The following is a 17,054-nucleotide window of genomic DNA, read 5'->3' as shown; positions in this document are numbered from 1 at the left end:
CTTTCCTTCCGTCATGGTGAAATGTCTTGCGGCGTTTGATATCGGATACGGAAACGACGGTTCTAATGCTCGCTTGTCGTGTGGCGGGCGACGAGCTCAGGCCGAAGCATGATCTGCGTTTCTCCCGGCCGTTCTTCGGATTCTATCATGCGGCTCAGCGTTTCAGCGGCGAGCGCGCCGATCCTGCGGCGCGGCTGTCGAACGGTTGTCAGCTGGATCTGCGGAAGAGATGCGAAATAAACGTCGTCAAATCCGACGACGCCGAAGCGGTCCGGAACCGGGCGATCCTTTTCGGAGAGATATTGGAGCGCGCCCAGCGCGATCAGGTCGTTTCCGCAGAAGAAACAATCCGCTTCGGAGCCGCCTCGATCGAGCTTTTCGACGGACCGGTACCCGCTTTCGATCGAATACGCCCCGAAAGAAATCCGTTCGTCGGGAAGCGGGACGTCGAGTTCGGCTAAGCGTTGGCGGAAGCCCTGAAGGCGATCCTGATTGGAGCGGGACGCGCGGGCGCCGCTGATAAACGCTGGATACCGATAGCCGCAGCCGGTTATCAGGTGATCCGCGGCGATCCGTCCGCCTTCGACGTTGTCGATTTCAACCCAGCTGAACCGGGGGTCCTGCGAATTGGAAATCATGACCTTCGGAAGCGGGAGTTCGGCGTAACGGTCGGTCAGGTCGGGCGATGGCTTGAAGATCAGCCCGTCGACCCGCTGATCGATCAGGAGCGAAAGCTGCTTTTCTTCGATAGACGCGTTCCAGTCCGTGCTGCAAAGGATCGAGTTATACCCCTGTCCATAAACGATTTCATTGACAGACGAGGCGATATCGGCGAAAAACGGGTTCGAGATATCGGGCAGAATCAGCCCGATAATCCGGGTTTTCTGCGTTTTCAGGCTGCGCGCGTGGAGATTCGGGGAATAGCCAAGGAGGTCAGCAACGCGCAGGATCTTCTCGCGCGTTGCCGGATGCACGCCGCTGCGCCGGTTCAGCGTCCGCGAGACGGTCGCGTATGAAACGCCGCATGCGCCGGCGATATCCTTAATCGTTACGTTTTCCATCGATAGCCGCCTGTCCTTCTGGCTTTCTCCCATATCCGGCTTCGAGAATGAATCAAAAACGGGCGCAACGGAATTGCTTTACGATCGGTTTCGCGATCGCTGCACGATGCGCCCGTTGTCGATTTGACGGAAAGGCCGCTTACCCTTTCAGCGCGATCGCTTTTTTCGCGTTTTCGATCAGGACTTTCGCAGTCAGGCCGTATTCCTCCTGAAGGAAATTCTGTGCGCCGACCTGTCCGAAGCGGTCCTGAACGCCGGTTCGGACGACCGGGGTCGGACGGTTCTCGCTCAGGAACCCGGCGACCGCCGCGCCTAATCCGCCGACGATATTTCCGTTTTCTCCGGTCACGATCGCGCCGGTCTTCTTCGCATATTCGAGCGTCAGCGCTTCGTCGAGCGGCTTGATCGTGAACATGTCGATGACGGCGGCGGAGATCCCCTCTTTTTCGAGCTCCTCCGCGGCTTTCAGCGCTTCGGCGACGAGCAGGCCGGCGACGATAAATGCGACGTCTTTTCCGTCTCGGAGGACGTTCCCTTTCCCGATCTCGAACGTTGAACCCGGTTCGTAAATAGCGGGAAGATTCTTCCGCGAAAGACGGATATAGGTAACGCCCGGCCGGTCTTTCGTCTGGCGCAGGATCGCGCCCGCCATCGCGGCGTCGGTCGTTTCGATCACGGTCGCGTTCGGGATCGCACGGTACAGGCAGATATCTTCGAACGGCATGTGCGTTCCGCCGTTATAAGCGGCGGTCACGCCCGGATCGGAGCCGATGACCCGCGCGTTCAGCTGCGCATAGGCGATTGAGATGAAGACCTGATCGAACATGCGTCGGGAGGCGAAGCAGCCGAACGTATGAATATACGGTTTCTTCCCGACCGCGGCGAGACCGCCGGCGAGCCCCGCCATGTTGGCTTCCTGGATCCCGACGTCGAACGCCTGATCCGGGAACTGGTTTTCGAGGCCGCCGGTCCCAACAGAGTTCATCAGGTCGGCGTCGAGATAGACGACGTCCTTATCCTCGGCGAGGAGCGCTTTCATCGTCGCCCCGAAGACGGCTTTTCCAGCGACTTTTTCTAATTCGCCCGTATAGATTATTTTATACATTGTGGATTATCCTTTCTTCTGAGCTTCGAGTTCGGAGATGACCGCGTCGGCAAGTTCCGGGGAACAGGTGATATGATGATTCAATTCGATATCAATGATCTTTTGAACGCCTGCGCCTTTTTCGGTATCCAGGATAATCGCGCCCGGCTTTTCGCCCTGCGCTGCCTGAACCTCGCGGACCGTCCGGGCGATCCGGTCGGGATCGTTCCCGGGGATGCGAACGGCGTGCCAGCCGAACGACTTGAATTTTTCGGTCGGGTCTTCGAGGTCAGCAATGGTTTCGGTCCGCCCGTCGAGCTGGCGCTTGTTGAAGTCGAGGAAGAGAATGAGGTTGCTGAGCTTCTTCTGCGCCGCGAAAAGCGCCATCTCCCAGACCTGGCCTTCCTGCGCTTCGCCGTCGCCGATAATGAGATAGACGCGCGCTTTTTTACCGGAATGTTTCAATCCGAGCGCCATTCCGGCGGCGGTCGACGCGCCCTGCCCGAGCGAACCGGTCGTCATGTCGATTCCGGGCGTCAGATTTTTATCGCAATGGCTCGGGAGCTTCGTTCCGTTCTGATTCAGCGTCAGCAGGACGTCGAGCGGAAAGTATCCTTTGAGAGCGAGGGTCGCGTAGAGCGCCGGACCGGCGTGTCCTTTCGACATGACCAGCCGATCGCGGTCCTCCCAGCTCGGATTCCCGGGATCGATGTTCATGATTTCGCCGTAGAGCGCGGCGAGGCAGTCGGTTATCGACAGCGACCCGCCCAGATGCCCGAAGCCGCGGGTCTTGAACTCGATCATCTGCTGGATGCGGATATCCCTTGCAAATGCTTGTAATTTCGTCATAATGCGTTGATCCTTTCTCTTTTTATCGAATCCGCCCGCTATCGATTGTACGTACCGGACGCGGCTATAAGTATAATCTGTCTTTTATTTCCCCGCCGCAAACGCCTTCTCCATCGCCATGATCAGCGGCAGCTTTTTTCCTGACATAAAGCGTACCATCGCGCCGCCGGCGGTCGAAACGTAGGTGATCCTGCTGAGGTCGATGAATTTCGAGGCGGAGCTGACGGTGTCGCCGCCGCCGATAACCGAATGACCTTCGGAAGCGGCGATCGCTTCCCAGATTCCCCGGGTCCCGGCGGCGAATCGCTCGTCCTCGTACAGTCCGGCGGGACCGTTCGCGAAAATCGTTCTCGCTCCTGCGAGGACGTTCGCGTAGAAAGCGACGGTTTTCGGACCGATATCGAGGAAGAGCGCGTCGCCGGGAAGGTCCGCGGCGTCGGTTTCGGCGCGCAATCCGTCTTTTTCGAAGGCGAGGTCGAGCGGAAGGGCGAATTTTTCCGGGTAGTCGAGGAGATAGTTTTTCGCTTCGTCGATAAAGCCGAGGAGATCTTTATCCCGGAGGAAGTTCGTTTCTTTTTCTCCGATCGGGATCCCCGCGGCGGCGAGAAAAACGATTCCGGTGACGCCGGTCGTCAGGATCGTATCGGCTGTCCCGTTTTCAAGGACCGGTTTCATCATTCCGAATGCGTCGGAAATTTTCGCGCCGCCAAGAACGAAGACAACCGGCTTGACGGCGTTGTGCAAAACGTTGAAGAGCTCGCCGTATTCGCGGAAAAGAAGCGGCCCGGCGGCCGTCGGAAGCAGCTCCTGAAACGCGACCATGCTGGCCGCGTTGCGATGCGCCGCGGAGAAGGCGTCGTTCACGTACAGGTCGAAGAGCGGCGCGAGGCGCCGGACCAGGCGGGTCTTTCCATACTGCCCGGCGGTCAGCCTGACGTCTTTCTCGAACGTTGAAACTTCCTCGGTCAGGTAGCGCAGGTTCCCCAGAATAACGATTTCGCTGGGCTGAAGCGCCTTGACGCGCGCGATCGCGGCCGGGCCGCAAACGTCGTCCAGATACTCGACCGGCCGGCCGAGGAGCGCTTCGATCCGCGCGGCATGCGCCGAGAGATCGGTCAGGTTCTGATAATCGAGCGTGTCGCCTTGATGCGCGATGATCGCGACTGCGGCGCCTCCGTCGATCAGCTCCCGAATCACCGGGATCGTCTTGACGATGCGGTCGTCGCTGACGATGGCCCCGGTTTGGGGATCGATCGGCGAGTTAATATCCGGACGGAGAAGAACTTTTTTCCCGTTCAGGTTGATCCCGTCAAGGGACCGCATTTTTATTTCCATTTTCCTAACCCTAAATTGGCGTTGGTCGCTGCCGTTCCGGACGCCCGATCCGGCTGCATCCCGCAGGCGGCGCGAATCGCGTCCATCGTTTCGGGGATCGTGACCGATTCCTGAGGAATGTTGATCGCGAACATGATATCGTCGCCGGATTCGACGATCGAATCTTCCCATAAACCGATTTCGTACATGTCGCCGCGCGGGTTCCCGAGGTCGCGGGCGTAGCGGAAGAACGAAGCGTTCCCGAGGAATCCGTCTTCAATCCGGACGACACGGATTCGGTCGTGGCCCCGGAACGTCTTCAGCGCCATCTCCCGGGTTATTTTCTGTTTCCCTTTCGCGAGGACGGTGATGATATGTCCATGGGTAACGGGGGTATGCACGAGGATTCCGGTCGCTTCGACGTGCGGCATGATCGTCATCAGGTCGACGGCCTGATGGCTTGGAGCTTTGTCGATCTGCAGCGCGTTGGTCAGTCCGCGATGATAATCGCCTGGATCGGCGACGCGACGGATAATCGTAATTGCGACTTTTTCAACGCCGTAATCGCGGTCGAGCGCGTCCACGGCGCGGATCAGACCGGTCGTGTTGCAGGAGGTTAATTTCAGGAACTGCTTCCCGACACCCTTCTCAAAGTTAGCGTAGCCATGGAAGAAGACGTCGGCGACACTGTTTTTTTCGCCGCCCTGGAAGACGGCTTTCTTTCCGTATTTCTCGTAAAGCTGCTTATTTTTCGCGCCGACGCCGGCGTTCGTCGCGTCGAGAATGATATCGCATTTCTGGATCAGGTCTTCGAGCGTCCCGCTGACGGGGATCCCGAGTTCGTCGAACCTGGCGCGATGATCCGAGACCGCGAGATACAGCTCGTACGGCATGCCTTTCTCTTTCAGCGCGCGGATCGCGAGGGTCGGGGCGACGTCGGCGACGCCGACGAGCTGCATGTCTTTCTGGAGCGCGACGCCGTCAGCCAGACGCTGACCGATTACGCCGTACCCGGCTACACCAACTTTTACCATGATGAATTTTCTCCTTATCTTTCTGTAAAGGCTTAGTTATATTTTAGCGGTTTTGCGGATATACTCGCGTGCGATCAGCGCGTATTCAAACGGGTTGGCTTTGGCGGGATCCTGTTCCGCTTCGACGACGACCCAGCCGCGATAGTCGGCCTTCGCCAGTTCCTCGAAGATGGGCAGGAAATTAACGTCGCCGTCGCCGGGAACGGTAAAGACGCCGGCGCGGACCGCGTCGAGGAAGCTCATCTTCTGAGCCTTGACGTTTTCCCAGACCTTTGAGCGCAGGTCCTTCAGATGGACATGTTTGGTGCGATGAATATACTTTTTCAGGATCGGGAGCGGATCGATCCCGGCGAAGCTGAGGTGACCCGAATCGAAAAGCAGGTAGACGAGCTCAGGATCGGTATGATCCATCAGGTAGTCGATTTCTTCCGCGGTCTGAACGCCGGTCCCCATGTGATGATGCACGGTCAGGAACATGCCTTTTTCCTTCGCCAGCTTTCCTAATTCGTTGAACCCGCGGCAGACGACTTCCCATTCTTCCGCGCTGTAGACCGGTTTATTTTCCAGGATCGGGACTGGCTTTCCCTGAATCGAGTTGCCCTGTTCCGAGATGCCGATGACTTTCGCGCCGAGATAATGAAGTTTGTCGCGGTGCTCGATGAACGCCGCGATCGTCTCCTCGTAAGGGCGGGAGGTAAAGAGCGTTGAGAACCAGGCGTTGCAGATTTGCAGCTTGCGGACGTCGAGTTTATGTTTCAGCGTTTCCCAGTCTTTCGGGTATTTATTCCCGATTTCGCAGCCTTCAAAGCCGGCGAGCGCCATTTCACTGACGCACTGTTCAAACGTGTTTTCCGCGCCCAGATCGGGCATGTCGTCATTCGTCCATCCGATAGGGGCGATTCCCAGGCGAACTTTTTCAGTCGATAACATTTTAATTTTCTCCGCGTTTTTATTCATTCCCGGCTCTAATAATCCCGGGCGAGCTTGATTTTCCTGCGCATGGCTTCATAAGCCGATTGAACGTTCGGATCGGTCGAAACCTCCGCCGTCCCAACGCGCCACCAGCTTTCGAAGCCGGGGGTCATCGTTCCCGGACGTACCTTGATATCGAAGAGGCAGGGGCCGGTCTGGGCCTCCGCGTCGTTCAGCGCGGCTTCGAGCTCCGCGCTCGTCGCGGCGCGGTAGGCTTTCAGTCCGTAGCCCTCGGCGATCCTGGCGAAATCGATCGGAAGCGGCCCGCCGTCGAGGCGGCCGGTCGTCTCGCTTCGCGCTTTGAAAACGGTCCCGAAGGTTTTTGTTCCCTGGCTGTTCTGGAGGTTCTCGATACAGCCCCATCCGGCGTTATCGAAGACCATGAAGTTGACTTTCAACCCTTCCTGCACGGCGGTATACAGCTCGCTGTGCGACATGATAAACGAGCCGTCTCCGAGAAACGCGTAAACTTCGCTTTCAGGTTGGGCCATTTTGACCCCGACGGCGGCGTTGACTTCATAGCCCATGCAGGAATAGCCGTACTCCATGTGGTAGGTGTCACGGTTCCCCGGGCGGAAGAGCCGCTGCATGTCGCCGGGGAGCGATCCGGCGGAGCCGACCGCGATATCGGCGGGTTTCATGTGTGAATTGATCAGGCCTAACGCGCGCGTCTGGCTCATCCCGGCGGCTGTATCCGGCTGCGCATAGAAATCGTCGACGATCGCGTTCCATTCGTCCCGCGCCGCCGCGATTTCGCCCTGATAGCCGGAACGGTACCCAATCGCGCTGAGCGACGCGGTCAGCGCTGTTAAAGCTTCGCGCGCGTCGGCGATGATCGCGTCCGCGTCCATCTTGAACGCGTCAAACGGGCAGACGTTGATCGAGAGCAGCCGCGCGTCAGGGTTCTTAAAGGCGGATTTCGACGCCGTCGTGAAATCGGTCAGCCGCGTCCCGACCGCGAGGATCAGGTCGGCGTCTTTCGCGAGGACGTTCGCGGCTTTCCCGCCGGTTACGCCGAGACCGCCGACGTTCAGCGGATGGTCCCAGGGTACGACGGATTTTCCGGCCTGCGTTTCCGCGATCGGAACGTTCAGCGCTTCGGCGAAGCGAATTAACGCGTCGCCGGCTTCAGCGTAGCGGACCCCGCCGCCACAGATCAGCAGCGGTTTTTTCGCGGATCGAATCAACGCGACGGCGCGGTCCAGCTGCGCCGCGGAAATCGGCCGCCGGTCGAGATACCAGACGCGCTTTTCAAAGAAGTATTCAGGGTAGTCGTACGCTTCGCCTTCGACGTCCTGCGGAAGCGCAACGCAGACAGCGCCGGTGTCGGCGGGGTCGGTCAGCACGCGCATCGCGTTAATCATGGCGGTCATGAGCTGTTCCGGACGTTCGACCCGATCCCAGTACTTGCAGACGGCGCGGAAGGCGTCGTTCGACGTCGTCGCGAACGAATTCGGATGTTCAACCTGTTGGAGGACAGGATCTGGCTGGCGCGTCGCGAAGGTATCGCCGGGGAGGACGAGGAGCGGGATCCGATTCGCGGTCGCGGTTCCGCAGGCGGTGACCATGTTCATCGCGCCGGGGCCGATCGACGACAGGCATGGGATAATTTTCCGGCGGTTGAGCTGTTTCGCGTATCCGATCGCAGCGTGCGCCATCCCCTGTTCGTTATGCCCTTGCAGGAAGCGGATCCCGTGCCCGCCCTGTTCGAGCGCCTGACCGACGCCGACGACGCAGCCATGCCCGAAGATCCCGAACATGGCGTCGACGAATTTTTCCTCTTTCCCGTCGAACGAGATGTACTGGCGGTCCAGGAAGCGGACGAGCGCCTGCGCCATGGTTAATCGAGTTCGTTGGGTCATTTTATTCCTCCGCTTTATCGGGCCAGATGATCGCGTCCGGAGCTTCGACCCACTTGAATTCGGGTACGAAGATCGGGGTAATATATGGCGCGCCGTCGAGATGTCGGATGATCCAGAGGTACCAGAGCGCATACCCCGGGTAGGTTACGTGCGAATGGGTCAATCCTTCGGTAATCAGGAGCGTATCGTCGCCGCGGAGCTTATAGGCGTCGTCGCCGAGCTCGGCGTACGCGCGCCCGCCCTCGGGCATCGTTTTATAGTAGTAAATTTCCGGCTGCGGATGATGATGCGGCGGGTAGCTGCTCCATTTTCCGGGGAAGCCGACGACTTCGCCGATGACGAAGTTGGAATGAGGTGCGTTCGTGTAGTTGAACGTCGTGCGAACGATTCGCGTAGACGTTTCTTTCATCGTTCCCGCGCCCCGATATTCATCGGGAGTTTCTTCCGGCGCGTAGAGGCGCGGCGGAAACGCGCGTTCGTTCTCGGTCGCGTTGTACGTGAGTTCGGTATCGTCGCGGCGCGAGGTAATCCTGACGGGTTCGCCGGCGGGAAGGCTCAGTACCCAGGGAGCGCTGTCAAAGCAGTTGGCCCGGTCGATCGTTTTCTCCTGGCCCGCGAATTCGAGCGTAACCGCCCCCTGGACCAGGAGGAGGACGCGCTCGAGCGGTTCGTTATTCTGATAGACTTGTCCGGTTTTCAGCCGGATAATTCCGAAATCCATCAGCATGTCCGGGCTTCCGCCGCGCCGTACGATTTCGTTGTACCCGTCCGAAAACGGGCGGGCGGGGATAAGGCTGCGATTCATTTTTGTTCCTCCGTTGTTTTCTTCATGCGCTTTTACAGCAACGAGCTATTCGATTTCGCTCAGGCGAACGGGACGGTTTTCGAGCGACGATTTTTTCGCGGCGATCGCGATCCGGATCGGGCGCAGTCCGTCGTCGATATTCACCGGTACCGGCTTGTCGTTTTCGATCGCGTCAATAAACTGGCAGAGCTCTTCCCGGAACGACTGCATGTATCGTTCGAGGAAGAAATACAGCGGTTTATCGCTGCTGACCGATTCGGCGGTGGCGACGCTGACGTTCGTTTCGCGGTCGTTTTCAGCGACGGCGGCGCCTTTCGTCCCGAAGTATTCGACGCGCTGGTCGTAACCGTACGCTGCCTTGCGGCAGTTATCGATGACGCCGATCGCGCCGTTGGCGAAGCGGAGCGTGATCACGGCCGTGTCGATATCGCCGGCGGCGCCGATCGCGGGGTCGACGGTGACGGCGGTCGCGGCGAAAACCTCCTCGACTTCTGAATTCGCGAGGAAATAGGCCATGTCGAAATCATGAATCGTCATATCGAGGAACATCCCGCCGGAATTTTTCGCGTACTCGGCGGACGGCGGTTCCGGATCGCGCGAGGTAATCCGCAGGACCTGAAGCTCGCCCAACGCGCCGGCTCGCGCCAGCTGGCTGATCCGGTTGAAGTTATGATCAAAACGGCGGTTAAAGCCGATCTGGAGCTTGATCCCGGCTTTTTCGGCAGCGGCTTTCGCCTCGAGGATGCGTTCGATTTTCAGGTCGACCGGCTTTTCGCAGAAGACATGCTTCCCGGCGTTGGCGGCTTCGATCGTGATTTGAGCATGTGTATTCGTCGGGGAACAGACGAGAACCGCGTCGATTTCGGGGTTTTTCAGGATTTCCTGATAGTCGGCGTAGAAATGCGGGATGCCGAAGTCGGCGGCGGCTTTCTCAGCGGCGGCGGCGAAGGTATCGGAAATGGCGACGACTTCTGCCTGCGGGATGCTGTTGGTTAAGGCGTTGGCGTGGACGCGTCCGATGCGTCCCGCGCCGATGATTCCGATCTTGATTTTCTTCATGAGAAAAATAGCTCCTTTAATTGGCTGATTTCGTTAACAGCGGCTTTGTAAACGTTTACAAGCAGGACAATTGTATCATTTTTCGCCGTTTCCGAGCGGAATTGATTGTCATTTTTTATCCGGCGGAATGTCACTGCGAGAGGGGTGGGGTAAATCGTTCCATGCGTGAGGCGGCCGCCGTCTGAAAAAAGCTCCCAAAGCCGGGAGCTTTTGCCTTTGCAGTTCAGCTTGTCCAGGGATCAGGCGGCGGAGACTTTACGGATCCGAACGGCCATGTATTCTTTCCCCGGCAGCTCGATTTTGAATTTTCCCTGATACCTTCCGGCCTTCTGAATCGTCATTTCCCATGTGCCGATTACTTCAACTTCATACGTATTCGAATCGTCAAAATAAAATTCCCGGAACGACGGGCGCATGAAGCTGTAATAAATCAGGTAATATTCCGGCGAAACGAGCGATTGGAGCGTATCCGGGACCGCGGTTGCGGCGTCCCAATCGCGTTGGATCGGCATGAGTCCCAGCCCGGGGGTGTCCGCCAGAATTTGATAAAGGAAGCGGAACCGTTCCGGGCTTTCGCCTTTCAGCGTTCCGCCATGCGACCACCAGAGAACGTTGTCACTGCTCATGAACGTTTCTCCGTGCCCGGCGTATCCACCGCGGCAGGCCGCTTCCCAGAACCGGCGGACCAGCTCCTTCCCGGAGATATTCCCCCATCCATGCTGGATATTGCCTTCGTAAGCGATTTCGTCGAGGACGATCGGCTTCCGATATTTCTCCCGCCATTCTCCGACGAGCTCCGCGGATTTATACAGGTCCTGACGTTGGATACTGCAGTGCGTAATCCACGGGCGCGAATGATCGTAGAACGGACGACAGTTATGGATCGAACGCAGGTGCTGATACGGGTCATGAGTACAGAGAATTTTCGCGATGCGTTCCCAGTCCGCGATCGATTTCTGGGGCATCAGGTCATATTCGTTCGCCAGCGACCACCAGACGTTCCGATAGGCGGAGAAGCGGGCGATAACGTATTTCCAGTAAAGATCGTCCTGTTCGGGGTTCATCAGGCTGAAGCCCCAGCGATCGTAGGGATGCATGACGATCAGGTCGGCTTCGATTTCCAGGTCCCGCAGCGCTTCGATCGATTTTTCGATATGACGGAAATGAGCCGGGTTGAACCGCGTGAAATCCCAGTCGTTCCCATCCGCCGCGCCGTTGTATTGCTGGAAATTGTCGCTGGTCAGGACCGAGCTGTCCATCGGCTTGCCAATATAGGGGTAGGAAGACGGTTCGTTCAGGTTGTAATCGTAATGCTTCGGGAAAATGCAGAACCGGATTTTATTGAACGCCGAATTCTTCAATGTTTCCAGCGTCTGTTTTTGAAGCGCTTCCGATTGGAGCTCCCAGACGTAGCAGGTCGTCCCGATCGGGTAATAAGGGGTCCCGTCCTCATAGGCGAAATGAAACGTGTTGGCGACATGGACCGGCCCGTGATTCTTTTCGGCGGGCGGCGCGACGGAAAAGGCTCCGCCAACCGTTTCCTCGGAGAAGGTCCCGAAGATCCTGAAAACGTGATCTTCCTCGAACCGCGGCATGAATCGGACTTTATAGACGCCGTCGCCGTCGTAAAATCCGTCGACTGTGCTCGTTTCGTTTTTGCTGGAAAATTCGCCCTGGATCGTATAATCCGTAAACGGATTCTTATCCGATTTCCCGCGGCAGCTTATTTCAAAGACACCCCATTTTTCAACCATTTTTGGATATTGTGGAATGCTCATTGCTGGTTCCTTTTATGACTTGATAGCGCCGGACATGCCTTCGACAAAATTCCGCTGGAAGATCAGGTAAACGGTCAGGACCGGAACAACCGACATCAGAACCCCGGCGCAGAGGAACCCGTAATCGGTTCCATGTTCGCCGACGAAGGTCATGAGCCCGACCGGCACGGTTTTCTTAGTGTTATCGTTGATAATAACGCTCGCTAAAAGGTATTCGTTCCAGGTCGCGAGAAAATCGGTTATGACGAGGGTAGCGACGGCGGGTTTGGCGATCGGCAGGATAATCCGCCATAACAACCGCCATTTGGAACAGCCGTCGAGCGTCGCGGCTTCGTCGATCTCTTTCGGTATTCCGCGGAAAAATCCGCGCAGGATCAGGATCCCGTAGGATATCCCGAATCCAACGTACACGTAAAATAAACCGAAATAGGTATTCAGCAGCTTCAATTTACTGAAGACGACGTTAATCGGAACCAACGCGGATTGCATCGGGAGCATCATTCCGACCAGAAAGAAGACGAATATAGCGGTCTTGTGCCTGACGTTTAATCGGGTCATCGCGAAAGCGGCTAACGCTTCGACGAAGATTCCGAGCGGAACTTTCAGGACGCAGATGATCAGTCCGTTGACCATGTATCTGCCTAAATTCCCTTTTGTAAACGCGTTGGCAAAGTTGACCCAGGCAAATTTTTTTGGCAGGCTGAAAAGTCCGAGACCGCTGAAAAAGTCCTGTTTGCTTTTGACGGCGGTCGCGAGGAGCGTATAAATTGGAATGATCCAGATAATCGCGATCAGGATCAGCGCGATATAAAACAGCGTCGTTTTCGTGATTTTTTTATTTAGTGCTGTCATGGTTCTCTCCGATCGGCCGTCTACGCTTCTTTAGCGGTGAAGCTGACGTAAGGGACGATAACGACGAGCATCATAATGACCATGATGCAGGAGATCGCGGTCCCCATCCCGACGTTGTTGTACCGGAATGATTGCGAATACATATATGTCGACATCATCTGAGTGGCGTTATTGGGACCGCCTCCGGTCAGGCCCTGCACCACGTCGAAAACTTTCATCGCGGAAACGATCAACGTCGCTAAAACGATAACGAACGTCTCGCGTAACAGCGGGACCGTCACCGAGAAGAAACGCCGGATACCCGAAGCGCCGTCGATCGTCGCGGCTTCCAGAACTTCGGTGGGAACAGATTGGAGTCCTGCGAGAAAAAGGATCATCGAACCGCCGATTCCGGCCCAAAGCGCGGCGGCAAAGATAGCGTAGAGGCTGGTATCCGGGTTGGAAAGCCAGCTCTGGCGGAATGGCGAGTTGATCAATTTGGCCAGCTGATTAATAAATCCAACGCTCGGCTCGTAAATCCAGCGCCAGATGATCGAGACGGTGATCGGCGCGATGACGCATGGAAAGTAAAAGAGGCCGCGGAAGAACGTCCGACCTTTGAACTTATGGTTCAGGATCAGCGCGAAGCCTAACGCAGCCGGCATCGTCAGACAGATCGTCAGGATGATCCAGATCAGGTTGTTTTTAAGCGACTGCTGGAAAATCGGATCGTTCGTAAATAGCGATATGTAATTTCCTAAGCCGACGAATTCCATTTCAGCGATTCCGTTCCATTTGTTCAGACTGATAAAAAAGGAATAGCCGATCGGAAAAACGATGACGGACAGGTAGATAATAGCGGCCGGAACCAGGAAAAGGTATGCGCCCCAATCTGTTTTTTTCTGTGTGTTCATGATGCTGTCCCGCTGTCTATTTTGATGGGTCAATCGGATTGCTCAGGCGCAGTCATGCCTCCGCGTCGCCACGCCTGAGCAGATTGATGAACCGGATTATTTATTCAGGTACGCTTCGATCGCTTCCTGAATTCTCGCGGCGCCTTCTTCCGGCGTCATTTCGCTATTTGCAATCCCGGCCTGAACGTTGAAAAGCGCGTCGGCGACTTCGGTCGGGAAGGCCTGATCCGTGATCGTGAAGGTTCCGTTTTCTTCGCCGAGCTTCAGGAGAACGGGAACGTTCGGCTGGCCCTCGGGCATGACGGGGTCGATTAACGGCAGCGGTTGGTTGAAGTAAGCGGCGTATCGATCGGCGTTTTCCTGGCTGTAATAGAAATCCATGAACCTGACGCAGGCTTCCAATTCTTCAGGGGTATTTTTTGCATTGAACTCTGTCATTTCAACAAAAGCTGAAAGGCGGTTCTTTTCGCCTGACGGGAAAGCGAAGACGCCGAACTGTTCCATTGGCTGTTCGTCCTGGATGATCATTCCATCGTACCATTGTCCCTGAATATCCATGGCCGCGTCACCGGTGTAAACTGCCATGCGCGTATCGTTTGGATTTGCCGTGATGAATCCGATCGGGAAGTAGCCTTTATCGACGAATTCCTTATATTTCGTTAAGGCCTGGATAACGGCGTCGTTGTTGTAGCTTTCTTCGAAAAGGTTCATTTTATCGTGGAGCTCAGCGCCGGCGTAATGTTCGATGAGGAGTTCGACGAAGCGCATGACATGCCAACCGTAAAGTCCGGCGGTCGAAATCGGAATGACGCCGTTCTCTTTCAGCGTCGCGCAGGCGGCTTCGAATTCTTCGAACGTCGTCGGAACGGCGATTCCGTATTTTTCGAAAATGTCTTTTCGATAGTAGACGCCGAGGATGTTATAGCTGGTCGGATAACCGGCGAGCTTGCCGTCATAGGTTGCGAGCGAAATCGCGGATGGGCTGAATTTCTCCTCCCAGCCGTTCGCGGCGGCGAAGTCGTTCAAATCATAGGTTAATCCGTTGTCCGCGTAAAACCCGCCCAGGCTCCCGCCCCAGTTGAACCACATGTTCGGGAGCGTTCCGGAGGACGCGGCGACTTTACAGGCGTCTTTAATGCCATCTGTATCAAAGAAAGATGGTATGACTTTGATATCCGGATTTGCGGCGTTGAAGGCTTCGACGATGGGCCCGACCGCCTCCTGGCGCGTGTTGAGCGTCCAAAAGGTTACTTCGGTTTGCGCGAGGGCTGAAATGGAAAGGGTGCAGAGGGCGGTAAGGACGGCTAAAAGGACGACAGTTTTTTTCATGATTTCTCCTGATATGAATTTCCGTAATGAAATATGGCGGACAAAATATCTGAAAGCGCGAATCGATTCGCGGTTCGATAGAATTCTGCGTTTTGCAATATACCTGAAGTTCGGACTCCTTTCTCTGCCCGCCAGATTTGAAACGTTGATCAGGAATCTGGCGAAAATGAACGAATTATGCCTGCGCAGTTTGATATGTATTTGTATAATCCGATTATAGGGAGTCTGGCTGAAATATTCAATCAATAATGAATAAATATTCGTACTCGTGCGGATAGTGAATATTATCATGAAGAGCGCATGATCTATGTCATTTTTCAGTAAGATCGTTTAGCAGCGTCCGCCGATTTCAGGAATTCCCGGGTTTGGATCGTGCATTCGCGCCTGGAGGGAATATTGAAACAGGGGTGGAATCAAAAAAAACCGCCGCATGGACTTAGCGACGGTCTGGATTTTTAATGGCCCGGCTTATATTCTCGTCAGCGAACGGTACCTGATTCGATGCGGCGTGTCCGCGGCGATTCCGAGCCGCGCCTTGCGATCGGCTTCATATTGCGTGTAGTTTCCGTCGAAATACAGAACCGAACTGTCGTCTTCAAACGCGAGGATATGCGTCGCGATCCGGTCGAGGAACCAGCGGTCATGCGAAATGACCAGCGCGCAGCCGGCGAAGTTTTCCAGCCCATCTTCGAGCGCGCGGATGGTATTGACGTCGAGGTCGTTCGTCGGTTCGTCGAGGAGGAGGACGTTCGCTTCCGCGGTCAGCGTCCGCGCCAGCTGGACGCGGTTCCGTTCTCCGCCGGAGAGCGTTCCGACTTTTTTCTGCTGATCGGCGCCATTAAAGTTGAAACGGGAGACATAGGCGCGCGAGTTGATTTTTCGGTTTCCGATGCTGATTTCGTCCGCGCCGCCGGAAATAACTTCCCAGATGTTTTTCTCCGGATCAAGGTTGTCGCGGCTCTGATTCATGTAGCCGAGTTTTACGCTTTCCCCGATTCGGATCGTTCCGCCGTCGGGCTTCTCTTCGCCGACGATCAACCGGAAAAGCGTCGTTTTCCCCGCGCCGTTGGGGCCGATGATTCCGATGACGCCGCCGGGCGGAAGGCTGAAGGTTACGTTATCTAAAATAATCCGGTCGCCGTAGACCTTTCGCACGCCGTTCATCTCGATCACCAGGTTCCCCAGACGCGGCCCCGGCGGGATAAACAGCTGCAGCTCCTCGGCGCGCTTGACGGTATCTTCGCTGAGAAGCTTTTCATAGGCGGCAATGCGCGCTTTGGATTTGCTGTGCTGCCCTTTCGGCGACATTCTGATCCATTCCAGCTCGCGCTCGAGCGTGCGCTGACGCTGCGACTCACCCTTTTCTTCGAGCGAAAGGCGCGATTTCTTCTGTTCCAGCCATGACGAATAGTTCCCCTGGTAGGGGATCCCCTGCCCGCGGTCGAGTTCGAGAATCCAGCCCGCGACATGATCAAGGAAGTAGCGGTCATGCGTCACGGCGATAACCGTTCCGGGGTACTGCTGGAGATGACGTTCGAGCCAGGCGACCGCTTCCGCGTCGAGATGATTCGTCGGTTCGTCGAGAAGGAGGATATCCGGTCGTTTCAATAACAGCCGGCATAACGCGACACGGCGTTTTTCGCCGCCGGAGAGGACGGAAACGTTCGTATCGCCGGACGGGCAGCGCAGCGCGTCCATCGCCATTTCCAGCCGGGCGTCGATATCCCAGGCGTCCAGCGCGTCGATTTTCTCCTGGATTCTGCCCTGCCGCGCGATCAGCTTATCCATTTCCGCGTCGCTCATCGGCTCGGCGAATTTCGCGCTGACCTCTTCAAATTCCCTGAGCAGGTCGATCGCTTCCTGAACGCCTTCTTCGACGACCTCGCGGACGGTTTTCCGGCTGTCGACGAGCGGTTCCTGTTCAAGGTAGCCGATCGTGAAGCCCGGAGAAAGGATCGTTTCGCCGATAAAGTCTTTATCGACGCCGGCGAGAATCTTTAACAGCGACGATTTCCCCGCGCCGTTCAGCCCGAGGACGCCGATTTTCGCGCCGTAAAAATAGGATAAGTAAATATCCTTTAAGACGTATTTCTGACCATAGATTTTCGAAACCCCGATCATCGAGTAAATAACTTTGTTCGGATCCTGCGCCATGCGGGTCG

The 17,054-nt window shown here is 56.4% G+C and carries 14 protein-coding genes; all 14 read right to left on the bottom strand.

Annotated features, from left to right (window positions below; all coding sequences use genetic code 11):
- Positions 1 to 62 precede the first annotated feature (62 nt).
- The 14 genes from BEQ56_08960 to BEQ56_08895 all read right to left on the bottom strand — a co-directional run bounded on the left by BEQ56_08960 (position 63) and on the right by BEQ56_08895 (position 17,046).
- On the bottom strand, positions 63 to 1,061 hold the full coding sequence (locus tag BEQ56_08960; GenBank protein ID AOH43590.1) for a hypothetical protein: 999 nt from the start codon (positions 1,059 to 1,061) through the stop codon (positions 63 to 65).
- Positions 1,062 to 1,200: 139 nt separating this feature from the next.
- Positions 1,201 to 2,166, bottom strand: coding sequence for a transketolase (locus BEQ56_08955; protein AOH43589.1), 966 nt, complete (start codon positions 2,164 to 2,166; stop codon positions 1,201 to 1,203).
- Positions 2,167 to 2,172: 6 nt separating this feature from the next.
- Complete coding sequence (locus tag BEQ56_08950) at positions 2,173 to 2,994, bottom strand: hypothetical protein (GenBank protein AOH43588.1); 822 nt, start codon at positions 2,992 to 2,994, stop codon at positions 2,173 to 2,175.
- A gap of 84 nt (positions 2,995 to 3,078) precedes the next feature.
- Positions 3,079 to 4,329 (bottom strand): phosphoglycerate kinase, encoded by a 1,251-nt coding sequence (locus tag BEQ56_08945; GenBank protein AOH43587.1) that lies wholly within the window; start codon positions 4,327 to 4,329, stop codon positions 3,079 to 3,081.
- Positions 4,320 to 5,342 (bottom strand): glyceraldehyde-3-phosphate dehydrogenase, encoded by a 1,023-nt coding sequence (locus tag BEQ56_08940; protein AOH43586.1) that lies wholly within the window; start codon positions 5,340 to 5,342, stop codon positions 4,320 to 4,322. The genes BEQ56_08945 and BEQ56_08940 overlap by 10 nt, the downstream gene beginning before the upstream one ends.
- 36 nt (positions 5,343 to 5,378) lie before the next feature.
- Complete coding sequence (locus tag BEQ56_08935) at positions 5,379 to 6,272, bottom strand: myo-inosose-2 dehydratase (protein ID AOH44484.1); 894 nt, start codon at positions 6,270 to 6,272, stop codon at positions 5,379 to 5,381.
- Positions 6,273 to 6,307: 35 nt separating this feature from the next.
- Entirely contained in the window at positions 6,308 to 8,176 is a 1,869-nt protein-coding gene (locus BEQ56_08930; GenBank protein ID AOH43585.1) for a 3D-(3,5/4)-trihydroxycyclohexane-1,2-dione acylhydrolase (decyclizing), read from the bottom strand.
- A gap of 1 nt (position 8,177) precedes the next feature.
- Positions 8,178 to 8,981 carry a hypothetical protein gene (locus tag BEQ56_08925; GenBank protein ID AOH43584.1) on the bottom strand — a complete coding sequence of 268 codons (804 nt, stop codon included), beginning with the start codon at positions 8,979 to 8,981 and terminating at the stop codon, positions 8,178 to 8,180.
- Positions 8,982 to 9,026: 45 nt separating this feature from the next.
- Complete coding sequence (locus tag BEQ56_08920) at positions 9,027 to 10,040, bottom strand: inositol 2-dehydrogenase (GenBank protein AOH43583.1); 1,014 nt, start codon at positions 10,038 to 10,040, stop codon at positions 9,027 to 9,029.
- A gap of 239 nt (positions 10,041 to 10,279) precedes the next feature.
- Positions 10,280 to 11,818, bottom strand: coding sequence for a DUF5060 domain-containing protein (locus tag BEQ56_08915; GenBank protein AOH43582.1), 1,539 nt, complete (start codon positions 11,816 to 11,818; stop codon positions 10,280 to 10,282).
- Positions 11,819 to 11,830: 12 nt separating this feature from the next.
- A complete protein-coding gene (locus tag BEQ56_08910; GenBank protein ID AOH43581.1) occupies positions 11,831 to 12,670 on the bottom strand; it encodes an ABC transporter permease in 840 nt (279 codons plus the stop codon).
- A 20-nt stretch (positions 12,671 to 12,690) separates the two neighbouring features.
- Positions 12,691 to 13,563: an ABC transporter permease gene (locus BEQ56_08905; protein AOH43580.1), complete on the bottom strand. Its 873-nt coding sequence runs from the start codon at positions 13,561 to 13,563 to the stop codon at positions 12,691 to 12,693.
- Between the two features lie 96 nt (positions 13,564 to 13,659).
- Entirely contained in the window at positions 13,660 to 14,895 is a 1,236-nt protein-coding gene (locus BEQ56_08900) for an ABC transporter substrate-binding protein (GenBank protein ID AOH44483.1), read from the bottom strand.
- 465 nt (positions 14,896 to 15,360) lie between these two features.
- Positions 15,361 to 17,046 carry an energy-dependent translational throttle protein EttA gene (locus BEQ56_08895; GenBank protein AOH43579.1) on the bottom strand — a complete coding sequence of 562 codons (1,686 nt, stop codon included), beginning with the start codon at positions 17,044 to 17,046 and terminating at the stop codon, positions 15,361 to 15,363.
- Positions 17,047 to 17,054 lie beyond the last annotated feature (8 nt).

The organism is Anaerolineaceae bacterium oral taxon 439 (assembly GCA_001717545.1).
GTDB lineage: Bacteria > Chloroflexota > Anaerolineae > Anaerolineales > Anaerolineaceae > Flexilinea.
The sequence above is the reverse complement of the archived record's forward strand: the minus strand, read 5'-3'. Positions and strand labels throughout refer to the sequence as shown.

Coding starts and splice junctions, on each gene's coding strand:
- BEQ56_08960 (AOH43590.1), bottom strand. CDS start 1,061: ATGGAAAACGTAACGATTAAGGATATCGCCGGCGCATGCGGCGTTTCA.
- BEQ56_08955 (AOH43589.1), bottom strand. CDS start 2,166: ATGTATAAAATAATCTATACGGGCGAATTAGAAAAAGTCGCTGGAAAA.
- BEQ56_08950 (AOH43588.1), bottom strand. CDS start 2,994: ATGACGAAATTACAAGCATTTGCAAGGGATATCCGCATCCAGCAGATG.
- BEQ56_08945 (AOH43587.1), bottom strand. CDS start 4,329: ATGGAAATAAAAATGCGGTCCCTTGACGGGATCAACCTGAACGGGAAA.
- BEQ56_08940 (AOH43586.1), bottom strand. CDS start 5,342: ATGGTAAAAGTTGGTGTAGCCGGGTACGGCGTAATCGGTCAGCGTCTG.
- BEQ56_08935 (AOH44484.1), bottom strand. CDS start 6,272: ATGTTATCGACTGAAAAAGTTCGCCTGGGAATCGCCCCTATCGGATGG.
- BEQ56_08930 (AOH43585.1), bottom strand. CDS start 8,176: ATGACCCAACGAACTCGATTAACCATGGCGCAGGCGCTCGTCCGCTTC.
- BEQ56_08925 (AOH43584.1), bottom strand. CDS start 8,981: ATGAATCGCAGCCTTATCCCCGCCCGCCCGTTTTCGGACGGGTACAAC.
- BEQ56_08920 (AOH43583.1), bottom strand. CDS start 10,040: ATGAAGAAAATCAAGATCGGAATCATCGGCGCGGGACGCATCGGACGC.
- BEQ56_08915 (AOH43582.1), bottom strand. CDS start 11,818: ATGAGCATTCCACAATATCCAAAAATGGTTGAAAAATGGGGTGTCTTT.
- BEQ56_08910 (AOH43581.1), bottom strand. CDS start 12,670: ATGACAGCACTAAATAAAAAAATCACGAAAACGACGCTGTTTTATATC.
- BEQ56_08905 (AOH43580.1), bottom strand. CDS start 13,563: ATGAACACACAGAAAAAAACAGATTGGGGCGCATACCTTTTCCTGGTT.
- BEQ56_08895 (AOH43579.1), bottom strand. CDS start 17,046: ATGGCGCAGGATCCGAACAAAGTTATTTACTCGATGATCGGGGTTTCG.